The sequence below is a fragment of the Rheinheimera sp. 1928-s genome (genome assembly GCF_029269265.1).
Taxonomy (GTDB): domain Bacteria; phylum Pseudomonadota; class Gammaproteobacteria; order Enterobacterales; family Alteromonadaceae; genus Pararheinheimera.
On record NZ_JARIXP010000005.1, the window covers coordinates 482,622 to 496,485 of the forward strand.

Sequence of the window (13,864 nt, forward strand, 5' to 3'; positions counted from 1 at the left end):
ATTCACGCCATAAAATTAGTAGCGCCAGCTTAACCAACAGGCTTACCATGAATCCAACAAATAAATTTCCTACCTCATGAGAAAAACTGATGATTGACTATCGCTTATTACAGGCACTTTCTGCAGTAGTGGAACAAGGTGGTTTTGAACGGGCCGCTTTAGTGTTGCATTTAACTCAGTCAGCCATCAGCCGGCGCATTAAACAGCTGGAATCTGTGTTGGGTCAGCCAGTGCTGTTACGCAGCAACCCGCCAGTGCCCACTGCTGCAGGACAACGTTTGTTAAACCATTTACAACAGGTGCGGCAAATGGAAACCGCTTTAGGGTTGATTGACGATCCACAGGATCTGGTGGTGCGACTGGCCACCAATGCCGACTCTTTAGCCACCTGGTTACCCGAAGCTTTGGTCTTGCCTGAACAACAGGCAGTGCGTTTTGATCTGGTAGTGGAAGATCAGTCCGTTGGTTTAAAACGGATGAAACAAGGAGATGTAATGGCTTGTATTTGTGCCAGCCCTCAGCCAGTAAATGGTGGCGCTGTGATGGCTTTGGGAGCGCTGCGATACCGCGCAGTGGCAAGTCCGGCTTTTATTCAGCGTTATCAGTTAACTCCAAATTTAGCAGCTCAACTTAGTTTGTCCCCTTGCCTGGTGTTTAATCAGGATGACCAGTTGCAGCATCAGTATTTGCAGCATGTAGCCCAAGCCGTACCGCAACGTTTTCATTTGTGCCCTTCTTCTGAAGGTTTTTTAAAAGCCACATTAGCCGGATTAGGATTTGGTTTATTGCCAGAACTACAAATGCAGTCACAGCTCGATAGCGGCGAGCTGGTGGACTTAACCCCGGGTTATTATCTCGACACAGAGCTGTATTGGCACTACTGGCAAAGCGAAAGCCCGTTGATGTATCAGTTACGACAGAATGTATTGCAGGTGGCAAAACGGTTTTTATATCAGGTAGTTGGAAAGTAATTCAGATTAGTTTGTAGGGGCAGGGTTTATCCCTGCCCGTCTCATGTACAAACCTTTTGAAGAGCGAGAGCAGCGCTGTCAACAACGCTGCGGCTTCAAGAACCAAGGGTATTTACTGCTTTGGTAACTCTTTCACACCCATATTAAACAAGGTAAAACCAAAGATATCCGCAGCTAACTCGATTTGCTTGGATACCGGCACACCGGCACCGTGACCTGCATTGGTTTCAATGCGGATCATCTGTGGGTTAGGGCCAGTGGCTTTAGCTTGCAGTTCAGCGGCAAACTTAAAGGAATGCGCTGGTACTACACGGTCATCGTGATCGCCCGTCGTAACAAGAGTTGCAGGATAAGCCACACCTTCTTTGACATTATGCACTGGCGAGTAGCCTTTGATGTAGTCGTACATCTCTTTGCTTTGCTCTGACGTGCCGTAGTCGTACGCCCAACCTGCACCGGCGGTGAAAGTATGGTAACGCAGCATATCCAGTACACCCACCTGAGGAATAGCTACTTTCACTAAATCAGGGCGTTGTGTCATCACAGCACCAACTAACAAACCACCGTTAGAACCACCACGAATAGCCAGTTTGTTGCTGGACGTGTATTTTTCAGCGATCAGGTATTCACCTGCAGCAATAAAGTCATCAAACACATTTTGTTTTTTCAGCTGAATACCGGCGTTATGCCAGGCTTTACCGTATTCACCACCCCCACGCAGATTAGGTACAGCGTACACGCCGCCCATTTCCATCCATACCAGGTTGGCCACACTGAAGGCGGGTGTCAGGCTGACGTTAAAACCGCCATAACCGTACAACATAGTTGGGTTAGACCCATCCAGTTTGATGCCTTTTTTGTGGGTGATCATCATCGGCACTTTAGTACCGTCTTTAGAGGTATAGAACACCTGCTTTGACTCGTAATCGTCACTGTTAAACTTCACAGCAGCTTTGTAATAAGTACTGGTTTCGCCAGATTTTGGCTCAAAGGCAAAAGTACTAGGTGCCGTGTTGTAGTTAGTGAAGCTGTAGTACAAAGTAGTGTCTTTGGTTTTACCACCAAAGCCAGACACAGTGCCTAAACCCGGCAGCGTCACATCACGCACCAGTTTGCCGTCGTAGTCATATTGTTTAATCTGAGAAATCGCATCCACCATGTAATTGGCGAATAAGAAACCTGCACCTTTATTCACATCCAGCACATTGGCAGTTTCCGGGATCACTTCTGTCCACTTATCCGCTTCAGGTGCAGTCGCATCAATTTTGATCAGCTTTTTATTCGGTGCATTTAAGTTGGTGACAAAATACAGCGCATCACCACGGCTATCGACAAATTCAAAATCGGCATTGCCTTCCGCATATAAAGTGACAAAAGCGCTGTCGGCTTTGGTTAAATCTTTCAGGAAGACTTTGTTACCAGAGGTTGCGTTGGCGGCAGAAACAATCAGGTATTTGCCGTCATCCGTTACACCACCACCGACATAACGGTGTTTTTCAGCATCAACACCACCAAACACCACAGGATCGTCTTTTTGTGCAGTGCCTAATTGGTGGTAATACAGCTTGTGCTGATCGGTTTTTGCAGATAGCTCACTGCCTTCCGGTTTGTCATAACTGGAGTAGTAGAAACCTTCGTTACCTTTCCACGACACACCACTGAACTTAACGTCTACCAAAGTTTCTTCAATTGGTTTTTTCGTCTCAACATCGATGATAATAATTTTGCGCCAGTCACTGCCACCTTCAGAGATGGAATACGCCAGAGTTTTACCGTCGTCAGAAAAAGACACATCAGCCAAAGAGGTTGTCGCATCAGTGCTGAAGGTATTTGGGTCTAAAAAGACTTCAGCTTCGCCATCGCCTTTTTTACGGTAAAGCACCGACTGGTTTTGTAAGCCGTCGTTTTTAAAGAAGTAGGTGTATTCACCTTCAATAAAAGGTGCGCCTACTTTTTCATAGTTCCACAGCGCTTCTAAACGTTGTTTAATCTGGTCGCGGTAAGCAATCTGGTCCAGGTAAGCAAAAGTCACTTTATTTTGCTCTTTTACCCAATTGCCAGTCTCGCTGCTGCGGTCATCTTCCAGCCAGCGGTAAGGGTCTGCCACTTTTTCTTCAAAATAACTGTCTACCACGTCACCTTTAGCGGTTACAGGGTAAGTAAAAGGGTGAGCGGCCTGAGTTTCTGTCATAACTGTTTCTTGTGTTTTTGTGGTGTCACTTGGTTGGCCGCAGGCTGTTAACAAAGCCAATGCTACTGCGCTTAATGCGTATCTCATCTATCCTGTTCCCCGGATGTTATACCCTTCGCAGTGGAAGCCAGTGCTTCACTGACGAATGGGTGAGTGTTAATAAAATTCGAAACCGAGCATAACAAAACTGCCAGCTCAAAGCACCCCTTTGCACCAAGGCTTTCAAAAGACGCGACTAATCACCAGCGCTGTGCGGTTTATGGAATAAATCGACAGAATACCGGCTTGTTGTTCAGCTTTGTTTTATGCTGAATAAAAGATTGGTGGGATTACATTATGTTCAGATTAAGTGCTGTGGTATGGCTGGGTTTAGCTGTATTTTTTGTTAATGCCGATATCACAGTGCCGGTAAGTCCTGCCGCCACTTATCCGGGCAGTTGGCAAGCCTCGATGCCAGTGCAGCAATGGCAACAGCAGCAACGCCAGCTTTATCTCCATGCCTTGCTTGCTCCGCCAGCAACGCCTCTGGCGACACCTCAACTGCTGCAGCAGGAAAACAGAGGCAGTTATCAGGCTGAGCTATGGCAAATCCCGTTAAGCAGTATCAGCCATAGCAAAGCCCTTCTGCTAACCCCTAAAAATCAGCCGATTAAAGCTGCTGTTTTATTGCTGCATGACCACGGTGCTTATTTTGTCATTGGTAAAGAAAAAATGATCCGGCCTTTTGCTGGTTCCAGCGTCAAAACAGAAGCGCAACACTGGGTAAACAAACACTACGGCGGCCGTTTTATTGGCGATGAATTGGCGGAACAAGGTTACCTGGTGCTGGCCGCTGATACCTTAGGTTTTGGTGAACGTGGGCCAGTGCAGTATGAACAACAACAGCAATTAGCCGCTAATTTGCTGGCAACAGGGTATTCGCTCTCTGGTTTGTCGGCCTATGAAGATATGCAGTTAGCTCAATTTTTAGCACAAAGACCCAATGTGCCCAAAGGCAAAGTTGCTGCCATAGGCTTTTCGATGGGTGCTTACCGGGCATGGCAAGTGGCGGCTTTGTCAGAGCATATTCAGTCTGCAGCGGCTATTTGCTGGTTTAACACTTATCAGCATTTAGTGCAGCCCGGACAAAACCTGACCAAAGGCCAATCGTCTTTTTATCTGCTGCATCCGGGTTTGGCCCGTCAGTTTGATATAGTGGATCAGGTCAGTTTAATGGCGCCTAAAGCTTTGTATTTAATCAATGGCGGACAAGACCCATTGATGCCTTTGCAAGGTGTTCTGCAGGGGCACAGCCAACTGAAAAAAGTCTGGAAAGCTTTTGACGCAGACTCAGCACTTCGCACTGAGATCTGGACTGAAGCGCGCCACGAATTTAACCAGCAACAGCAACAACAAGTCTGGAGCTGGTTAGATCAATGGCGTTTAGCACCTTCTGATTAAAACCTGATTCGATACTTCACTCAGGCCGGTAAACGGAAATAAGCAATTTGTTGCTTCAATTGCACAGACAACTGCTGTAACTGTTCCGCCGATGCCAATACAGTTGCAGCAGCAACTGAACTTTGCTCTGCGCCAGCATGAATGAAACTGACATTTTTATTGATATCTTCAGCCACCACACTTTGTTGTTCAGCAGCGCTGGCTATTTCTGAGCTCATATCCCATACCAGATGCGCGCTTTGGTTAATTTGCTGCAATCTGTCGCTGGATTGATTGACCAGTTCCACCACCTGCTGCACTTCATCGCGGCTTTTCTCCATCGACTGCAGCGATAGATCCACCCCACTTAACAAGGTGCCAATGATCTGCTGAATAGCCTGAGTTGATTGTTGAGTGCGGCTGGCTAAAGTACGAACTTCATCTGCCACTACAGCAAAACCGCGGCCCTGCTCACCTGCTCTGGCCGCTTCAATGGCAGCATTTAATGCCAATAAATTGGTTTGATCGGCAATACCGCGGATCACCTCAATCACCTGACTGATTTGCTCACTTTCAGCCGATAAGCTTTGTACTGTCTGAGTAGAGTGCTGAATATTTTGCTGTAACTGATGCATAGCACTCAGCGCCTGACTCATGACCTTACCGCTGCTAACACTTTCCTGGCTGGCAAATTCTGCCTTTAACGAAGCCTGACGGGCACTGTGAGCGACAGACGCCACAGTAGTGGTCATTTCGTTCATCGCCGCGCTGACCGACATCACTTCATTTTTTTGCACAACTAACTGAGCTGACGCCTGATGACTGTTGTTCTCCAGTGCGACGGAGTTCTGATTGACTAAATCGCCCGCCTGTTGCACTTGTTTTAATACATTAATCAGTTGATCAACCATTTGTTTTAACGAAAACAATAAACTCTGTTCATCGGCTTTTTGCAAATGAATGGTCAGGTCCAAACGCCCTGCGGCAATTTCTTTTACCAGTTGCACTGCGTACAAAGGTTCCCCGCCCAACTGGCGTAAAATGCGTTGTGTCACTATAGTGCCGGCCACAGCGCTGCCAGCAAAAGCCAGCAAAGTAATAATCCAGATCCCCCACACTTCTGAGTCATACAAAGCCGTAGCTTGCTGATCAATCACTTCGGACTGATCTAACTGATACTGAATTAAAGCTGAGATTTGATTGCTGATGGGATCGATGGTCTGATACAAAGGCCCGTCCATACTATCCAGTTGCCGCACTACAGAACCTTGTTTCGACGAAATCAGTTCAATAGCAGCGATAATCTGCTGATCGGCGGCACTGAATAATTGCTGGGTTTGGTTGATCAGTTGTTGCTCTTCGGCTTGCATCGCATGGGACTGGTAAATCGCCCATTGCTCTTTAATGATCTGTTGGGCTTTTTCCAGCTCCTGCACGGCCTGTTCGGCACTAAATACGCCGGCATTGGCCTTATTCACTGCGTCGATAACGTTCACCGCATAAGCGTCGGCAATCAATTTTAGTTCGGCCAAAGGCACTATACGTTCGTCGTATAAGGTGTCGATATGTTGATGCATAGCCCGTACTGAAAAGTAACTTTGGCCGCCCAAAACGACTAATAACAGCAATGGAACCGCAAAAGCCAGAATCAAACGCAGACTTATAGTTGTAGATTTAAACATGGATGTTCAACACCTGATGCAAAAGGGATAAGACTGCCGAAAAAGCGCAGTAGTAAAGCTGACCTCAGCTTTTTGTGGCAGCGATTATGGCACAGCCCCAGAGCGTTTTATTGATCTGTATTACAAAGATTAACAAAGATCCGTTTAAAAATTGCGCTGTAGTTGCTCATCAGCAAAAACCTGCCATTTGGCAACAGTTTGCAGTGAATACGTATGCATTTCATCAATAACAACACCAATTCATTTACAAACAGGCCATCTACTCATAACTTTTAGCTGTCACCGGTGCACAACGAATAAAAAGCAGCCATCAATCCAACAGCCATTCTGGTTCGGGTGAATGAGCATGACTATAAAAAGATGACAATGACAGGGTAAAACGAATGAAATTATCACTACAGACACTGTTGGTGGGCTCAGGCTTACTCGCAGCAAGCCCGGCTTATGCCGATGTAATTTTGCACGCATTTAACTGGAACTACAGCGAAATCACAGCAAAAGCTACTGAAATTCAGCAAGCTGGTTATAAAAAGGTGTTGATAGCACCACCGATGAAATCCAGCGGAGACCCATGGTGGGCGCGATACCAGCCGCAAGATTTGCGCTTAATTGATCACCCGCGTGGTAATAAGCAACAACTGCAAAGCCTTATCCAAACCATGACCAGCAAAGGCATTGAAGTTTATGCCGATGTGGTGCTGAATCATATGGCGAACGAAAGTGCACAGCGCAGCGACCTGAATTACCCGGGCTCAGCTGTGTTAAGCAGTTATCAGGCAAACTGGACTTATGCCAATAATCAGAAGTTATTTGGCGATTTAAGCCAAAACTTCCTGTCAGGCTCAGACTTTCATGCACCAGGTTGTATCAGTAATTACCTGGATGTCTGGCAAGTGCAGTATTACCGTTTGTGTGGTGGCGGTGGTGATGCGGGTTTACCCGATCTGGACAATAACAACTGGGTGATCAGCCAGCAACAAGCTTACTTACAAGCCCTGAAAAATATGGGTATTAAAGGTTTTCGGGTCGATGCAGTCAAACATATGAGCAATGCTCATATCAACGCTGTGCTGACGCCATCCATCATCAGCGGCATGCATGTATTTGGTGAAGTCATTACTTCCGGCGGTTCAGGTAATCAGGAATATGAGCTGTTTTTAAAACCTTATTTGGATAATACCAGCCACAGCGCTTACGACTTCCCACTCTTTGCCTCGATGCGTAATGCCTTTAGTTTTGGCGGTTCGATGAATGTGCTGGTCGACCCTGGTGCTTATGGTCAGGCATTGGCCTGGAATAAAGCTGTGACTTTTGCCATTACCCACGACATTCCAACCAATGATGGCTTTCGTTATCAGATCATGAACAGCACGGATGAAACCCTGGCTCATGCTTATATTTTGGGTCGCAACGGCGGCACGCCGATGATTTATTCGGATCACGGTGAGACCGCTAATTTAGATGGCTATCGCTGGCAGGATTTTTATAAAAGAGCCGACATTAAAAACATGATCCGTTTTCACAACAGCACCCAAGGCAGTGGTATGCAAGTGCTGGGCAGTGGCCAGTGTTTCCTGCTGTTTAAGCGGGATAAAAAAGGCATAGTGGGCATTAACAAATGCGACACAGCACAAGAGTACTGGGTAGATACCTATGCCAATGAACTGAACTGGTACGTCAATTACACCGACGTGATTAGCGGCAACAGTTTTCAGGTCAATACACAGTGGTTAAAAGTCACCATACCGGCACGCAGCGCCCGGATGTGGTTACAGCAATAAACCAGTTAGGGTCAGAGTAGAATTAAGCACCTAAGCTTCATTTTACTCTGAGCCGAATTAATCAGTATCCTTGCAAACGCACTCTTTCTATATCCGCTTTAGGTGGTGCGCCAAATAAACGGCTGTATTCACGGCTAAACTGTGACGGGCTTTCGTAGCCTACTTTATAACTGGCTGTCGCGGCTTCGATGCCTTCATGCAACATAATACGGCGAGCTTCGTTCAGGCGAAGTTTCTTCTGATACTGCAAAGGTGACATACCTGTCACGGCTTTAAACGCCTGAAATAAAGCCGATTCACTTAAATGTACCTCTTCTGCCAGATCTTTAATACGCAGCGGTTCATTGTACTTTTTCCGCAGTACTTCAATCACTTTGCTGATGCGATGGCCCTGACTGTCCAGCAGCATAAAGTCACGTAACTGGCTGCCTAAATCACCTAACAATAAGCGGTATAAAATTTCACGTTTTAAGAGTGGATAAAGCACAGGTATGTCGGCAGGTTTATCCAGCAACTGCAACAGACGAGCTATAGCGGACAACAATCCTTCATCCACCCGTCCCACTGATATCGCCTTCACCTGCTCCTTGCTACGTTCTACCCTGCCACCTACATCAATGACTAAATCAGCCAGTTCTTTTAGATCTATGGTTAATCGAAGTGCAAGATAAGGTGTTTTTGCACTGGCTTTCGTCACTTTACCACTGGCAGGTACTGCCACAGGCACCAGCAAATAACTTAAAGGGTCGTACACAATTCGGTCATTGCTAAGATAAACCTCTTTTTCGCCCTGCAGCATAATGCATAAAGAAGGCTCATAAATAACAGGAGTGATCTCGGTGGTCACTTCAGTGCGATACAAACATAGATCTGGAATAATGCTTTCCATCGCGCCATAGGCTGGCATATGCGGCATAAGCTGGGCTTTTAGCTGTTCAAGTTGTTGCTCGATTAAATTGCTCACACTTCACTCCTCTGGCGATCGGTAAACGCAGTATAAAAGCAGACTACAGCACCTGCATCAGCCACACTACCCAAATGGACTTTTAGGCAAGAAGTGCGGAGCAACAGACAAAGCCGCATATCCTTTTAACCTGAATCTTTGTAATTAGTCTCAAGCCGGGTGGTTATTTTGCTGGCTCTGAGTTAAACAGTAGGCTGAACTAGAATAACAACAGTAAAATCAGGAAACTTATGAAAATCAGTCCACTTCTGTTGCTCAGCCTGTGTCTGAGTGCAACCAGTTTAAGCCCGGCCGTTCAGGCTGAAGAAGCCAAAACCGCAAAAAATGCGTCAATACAAATAGATGCCGATTCAGTCGTGGTGACCGACCATAAAACCACAGTACTGGATCAAAGCTTTAACTACAAAGCTTACACTGGCACTCAGCCGGTATGGAATGAACAAGGTGAGCCTACAGCAGCCATTTTTTATACCTACTATGAACGTCAGAATGTAAAAGACCGAAAAAGCCGTCCTTTACTGATTTCTTTTAACGGAGGCCCTGGTTCTGCTTCGGTCTGGATGCAAATTGCTTACAGTGGCCCTAAAGCGCTGAATGTAGATAGCGAGGGTTACCCGCTGCAGCCTTATGGCGTAAAACAAAACCCTTATTCAGTGCTCGATACGGCCGACATTGTCTTTGTAAACCCGGTGAATACAGCCTATTCCCGCGTATTGCCGGGCAAAGATGGCAAAATGCCAAGCCGTGATGAGCAGCAAAAAATGTTTTTTGGTGTAAACGCTGATATCAAATACCTGGCCGAGTGGGTTAATACCTTTGTCAGCCGCTACAACAGATGGGAATCGCCTAAGTATCTGATTGGTGAAAGCTATGGTACGACACGGGTTTCAGGTTTAGCTTTAGCCCTGCAAAACCAACAGTGGATGTACTTAAACGGCGTAGTGCTGGTGTCTCCCACTGATATAGGTATTAAACGTGACGGCCCTGTCGATGTAGCCAACCGCCTGCCGTATTTCGCGGCGACTGCCTGGTATCACAAGGCGCTTAGCAGCGAATTCCAACAAAAAGACTTACTGGATTTTTTACCTGAAGTGGAAGCTTTTACGTTAGACACTTACCTGCCCGCTTTGGCAAAAGGCAATTCATTACCTGAAGCTGAGAAACAAAAAGTTGCAGAACAGGTAGCGAAGTATTCAGGTTTATCAGTCAAAGTTGTGCTGCAAAATAACTTAGATATTGATAACAATTTCTTTTGGAAAGAATTACTGCGTGAGCGCGGCCAGACCGTAGGCCGTTTAGATTCCCGTTATTTAGGCATAGATAAAAAAGAAGCTGGTTCAGTGCCGGATTACAACGCCGAACTCACCTCTTGGCTGCACTCTTTTACTCCGGCTATTAATCATTACCTGAAAAACGAGCTGAATTACAAAACTGACATTAAATACAATATGTTTGGCAACGTGCACCCGTGGGACAGAAGCAATGACAATACAGGTGAAAACTTACGTCAGGCCATGGCACAAAACCCCTACCTGCATGTGATGACTCAGTCGGGTTACTACGACGGCGCCACCAACTATTTTGATGCCAAATACAATATGTGGCAGTTGGACCCAAGTGGCAAAATGAAAGACAGATTAAGCTTCAAGGGCTATCGCAGCGGTCATATGATGTACCTGCGTTATGACGACTTACTCCAGTCGAATCAGGATTTACGTGACTTTATCAAAGCCACCTTACCTAAGCCGGATCAAGCAGCTAAGTATTGATGTGAGTGAGTGTGAAAAAGGACCTTCGGGTCCTTTTTTATGTCGGCTGTAGGGTGCAATCGCCGCAACGCGGCATTACGCCATCAAGCACTCAATCATAACCAGCACCACACTCAATACAGCATTTCATTTTGCCGCATAGGCATAGCGTCAATCTCTGAGAATATCGCCTCTAAATCCATACGATCGAGCAAAAACTTTACGCCGCCATCTTTGCCAATCAGCATAATTTTACCCGGCTTGATCTGGTAACGCTCTTTGGTGTGAGCGATAAAATCTTCTGAAAAGCCGCCTTGATAGTTTGTCTCGACTTTACTGTCAGTAAACACAAACCAGATAATATCCCGCTCGTCGATTTTACTTTTATTTTTTTCAAACAGAGCCAAAATAGCTTCCTGACTTTGCACCTCATTCACAACCACAATTCTGTGGTTCCACTGCAAAGCAGCAAGGTCAGAAAGCACAGCTGGCTCACTGCTGTGGGCGGACATACTAAATACAAGGAAAAGAATTTTGACTACGTAGTTCATAGTTGAACTCCTGGTGGTTGGATCACCAAACACTTTAGACCTGAAACCTGGAGTTACGTTATATAAACCTGCGCAAACAAATCAACCTAAGGTGTTTGTAAGGCTTTTATTCCATACAAGCACGATCAAAAACACTGTTTCCATCAAATATTTTTGAGTTATTAGCGACACTTTGTTTTGCATTTTCATCTCTCTGAGCGGCACAGGCAGTCAAGCAGGCTGCAAGCTTGTCTTGAGCATGATTTTTAACAGGATGACCAAATGTGCAGCTATAAATACTATGCGTCCATTTTGGATCAATAGTGAAAACTCTTAAAATTTTATTTACCTCTGCGTACTCTGAATATGAATGCCGTTCACTATTGAGTGCATTTCCTCTTGTAAACCGTGACGAGGTATTAAATACAAAGGTATTTACGTTCTCCTCCCTCAGAGAAACATGCAAAGCAATAGCTCCACCCAGAGAGTGTCCAATTACGGTTATAGGAATATTTGATGGGGTTGTTTTTCGCAGATCTCGATATACAGCAAGACCTCTATCATTCTGCATGGCAAAGATATTACCAAAGATCCAGTCTTGCAAACCTTCGGTACCACGAAAAGATAAAATCACTTCAGATAAAGAACCACTATCCATTCGATGAAATACTGAGTAAGCAAGACCATAGCGATCATTGTCTTCATTTTTTGGATTAGAAATACTGACTGGTAGTGTAAATGTAGCATGAGGTTTATATGTGTTTTCAGCCATTTGCGCATATTCATATCCGACTATGGCTGCTGCTCGGAGTTTTTCTGGAATATTATCGGTACTCGCTTTTTCCTTGGGTAAAAAAGAACAGCCAGCCATCAAAAGCAAAAGCGGTAAAATTAAATTTTTCATTTCTGTTTCCTTTTCTTATGCCTACTGACTGAATTAACTTTTATCAAAAGAGCTTACAGGGAGCTATGTTCTTTTTTTCAAAATGTTCGCCGACATAAAACTAGCCTCAAGGTTTCTATATTTCCACTATCCGAGCCAAGTTAATTACCCATTAAAGGACCGTTCAATTACTTTTTTTATATTGTTTGAAGGCAGGTGAGCGAAGACAGCAACTATGTTGATGCCAAATACAATAGGTGGCCGTTGCATCCAAGTGGAAAAATGAAAAACAGATTAAGCTTCAAAGGCCATCGCAGCGGTCATATGATCTACCTGCGTTACGACGACTCACGCCAGTCGAATCAGGATTTACGTGACTTTATCAAAGCCACTTTACCTAAGCCGGATCAGCGCGCTAAGTATTGATGTGAGTCAGTGTGAAAAGAACCTTCGGGTTCTTTGATTATCGCCTTTAACTTTCCAGAGGCAGCATGTCACTTGATGCAAAGCGGCAACACCATCGCAGCCCATACTGAGATATAAGATACCAGAGCTGCCACGGAATCATCCTAGCCGTAGCGCTGCCTTAACTCAGTGATTGACCCCCGAATCAGTTGTTCCAGTATCGACAGGTCCAAATCAGCCAGCTGCTTAAAGTACAAACAAGACTTACCCATCTTGTATTTGCCAAGGCCTGACAACAAAGTTTGCTGAGGCTCACTATCCACCGACAGGTAAAGCACCAGTTCCCGGCCACGAATGGCGAATCCGGTTAAAGGAGCTTCTCCGCTGCGACCACTGTCGTAGGTGTAGCTGTAGGAGCCATAACCCACTATGCTCGGTCCCCACATTTTTGCAGGCTGCTCTGTCACTTTTTCAAGCAGAACCATCAAATCCCGGCAATCGCTGCTTTGCTGCGTATTGGCTCTTGAGGCGATGTAATCCCCGACGCTGGCATCGGTGGCTTTGGTCTTGTTTTGGTCCATACAAATAGTCCGTGAATGGCAGTTACTGATGCGATAAGGCACTGTACTATTAACACAACTGGGATCAGGTATTTCGTCTTGCGCTGCAAATTTCATTCAGATCAAAAATACGATCTGTCAGGCCAATTTGCAAAAAACTCCGGAGAGAAGTCACATCCATAAAACAGTAGTTTTTTGCTGCATCTGAAACTTAATTTTGCAGCAGGAACTGCAGACAACATCTGACGCAGCAGCCATTTAAGAGTTAACACTCACCCTGATTAAAAATTGATAACTGGATTCCGGATCATCTTCATCAACATAGATGGTCACTAACTCTTGTTCATAATACTGACCTACAGCGATCAAGCCAGCCGTTATAAATTCAGTCTGCTCTATTTCCAGCACAGCTTTATCAGTTTCTATTTCAGCATAATGCACTAATCGGTTTTCTTCGTTCCTTTCCGACCAGACTGAAAGCACATCGCCACTAACCACAAAAGACTCAATTTCCCCTTTTGAATAATGCTCCCACCACTTCAGGCTACCGACTTCACCAAACTTCTGCAGGTATGCCTGATTTTTCTCTGCCAGCGCCGAGTTAACGTCTTCAAATAATGACTTGTGAAGTTCATTTTTAAGCAGGAATAGATCTTTCATTTTTTTCCTTTGCATGGCTTCCCAATAGCAGATGTAGCTTTGTTGTGTTAGTTACCAAATGCCCCTACGG

The 13,864-nt window shown here is 45.4% G+C and carries 12 protein-coding genes; 5 read left to right on the plus strand and 7 right to left on the minus strand.

Annotated elements, in window-relative coordinates:
• Positions 1-89 precede the first annotated feature (89 nt).
• Positions 90-971, plus strand: a complete 882-nt coding sequence (locus tag P3C17_RS15235; RefSeq protein ID WP_300930223.1) for a LysR family transcriptional regulator ArgP — start codon at positions 90-92, stop codon at positions 969-971.
• Between the two features lie 112 nt (positions 972-1,083).
• On the opposite strand, the gene P3C17_RS15240 is transcribed toward P3C17_RS15235, so the two are convergent.
• Positions 1,084-3,162 carry a prolyl oligopeptidase family serine peptidase gene (locus tag P3C17_RS15240; RefSeq protein WP_300930224.1) on the minus strand — a complete coding sequence of 693 codons (2,079 nt, stop codon included), beginning with the start codon at positions 3,160-3,162 and terminating at the stop codon, positions 1,084-1,086.
• Between the two features lie 336 nt (positions 3,163-3,498).
• Here P3C17_RS15240 and P3C17_RS15245 point away from each other — a divergent pair, with 336 nt between their 5' ends.
• The gene (locus tag P3C17_RS15245; RefSeq protein WP_300930225.1) at positions 3,499-4,602 is read left to right on the plus strand and encodes an alpha/beta hydrolase family protein; all 1,104 of its coding nucleotides are present in this window, start codon (positions 3,499-3,501) and stop codon (positions 4,600-4,602) included.
• Positions 4,603-4,622: 20 nt separating this feature from the next.
• On the opposite strand, the gene P3C17_RS15250 is transcribed toward P3C17_RS15245, so the two are convergent.
• Positions 4,623-6,263: a methyl-accepting chemotaxis protein gene (locus P3C17_RS15250; protein WP_300930226.1), complete on the minus strand. Its 1,641-nt coding sequence runs from the start codon at positions 6,261-6,263 to the stop codon at positions 4,623-4,625.
• A 383-nt stretch (positions 6,264-6,646) separates the two neighbouring features.
• Here P3C17_RS15250 and P3C17_RS15255 point away from each other — a divergent pair, with 383 nt between their 5' ends.
• The gene (locus tag P3C17_RS15255; RefSeq protein WP_300930227.1) at positions 6,647-8,044 is read left to right on the plus strand and encodes an alpha-amylase family protein; all 1,398 of its coding nucleotides are present in this window, start codon (positions 6,647-6,649) and stop codon (positions 8,042-8,044) included.
• A gap of 61 nt (positions 8,045-8,105) precedes the next feature.
• On the opposite strand, the gene P3C17_RS15260 is transcribed toward P3C17_RS15255, so the two are convergent.
• The gene (locus P3C17_RS15260; protein ID WP_300930228.1) at positions 8,106-9,008 is read right to left on the minus strand and encodes an AraC family transcriptional regulator; all 903 of its coding nucleotides are present in this window, start codon (positions 9,006-9,008) and stop codon (positions 8,106-8,108) included.
• Positions 9,009-9,238: 230 nt separating this feature from the next.
• Here P3C17_RS15260 and P3C17_RS15265 point away from each other — a divergent pair, with 230 nt between their 5' ends.
• Positions 9,239-10,777, plus strand: coding sequence for a carboxypeptidase (locus tag P3C17_RS15265; RefSeq protein WP_300930229.1), 1,539 nt, complete (start codon positions 9,239-9,241; stop codon positions 10,775-10,777).
• A gap of 113 nt (positions 10,778-10,890) precedes the next feature.
• Here P3C17_RS15265 and P3C17_RS15270 read toward each other — a convergent pair whose 3' ends face one another.
• Positions 10,891-11,307, minus strand: a complete 417-nt coding sequence (locus tag P3C17_RS15270; protein ID WP_300930230.1) for a DUF4174 domain-containing protein — start codon at positions 11,305-11,307, stop codon at positions 10,891-10,893.
• 106 nt (positions 11,308-11,413) lie between these two features.
• Positions 11,414-12,190: a hypothetical protein gene (locus tag P3C17_RS15275; protein ID WP_300930231.1), complete on the minus strand. Its 777-nt coding sequence runs from the start codon at positions 12,188-12,190 to the stop codon at positions 11,414-11,416.
• 261 nt (positions 12,191-12,451) lie between these two features.
• Here P3C17_RS15275 and P3C17_RS15280 point away from each other — a divergent pair, with 261 nt between their 5' ends.
• Positions 12,452-12,595, plus strand: coding sequence for a hypothetical protein (locus P3C17_RS15280; RefSeq protein WP_300930232.1), 144 nt, complete (start codon positions 12,452-12,454; stop codon positions 12,593-12,595).
• A gap of 143 nt (positions 12,596-12,738) precedes the next feature.
• On the opposite strand, the gene P3C17_RS15285 is transcribed toward P3C17_RS15280, so the two are convergent.
• Both P3C17_RS15285 and P3C17_RS15290 read right to left on the minus strand, forming a co-directional pair.
• Positions 12,739-13,155 (minus strand): DUF1801 domain-containing protein, encoded by a 417-nt coding sequence (locus tag P3C17_RS15285; RefSeq protein ID WP_300930233.1) that lies wholly within the window; start codon positions 13,153-13,155, stop codon positions 12,739-12,741.
• A 237-nt stretch (positions 13,156-13,392) separates the two neighbouring features.
• Positions 13,393-13,794, minus strand: coding sequence for a hypothetical protein (locus P3C17_RS15290; RefSeq protein WP_300930234.1), 402 nt, complete (start codon positions 13,792-13,794; stop codon positions 13,393-13,395).
• Between the last annotated feature and the right edge of the window lie 70 nt (positions 13,795-13,864).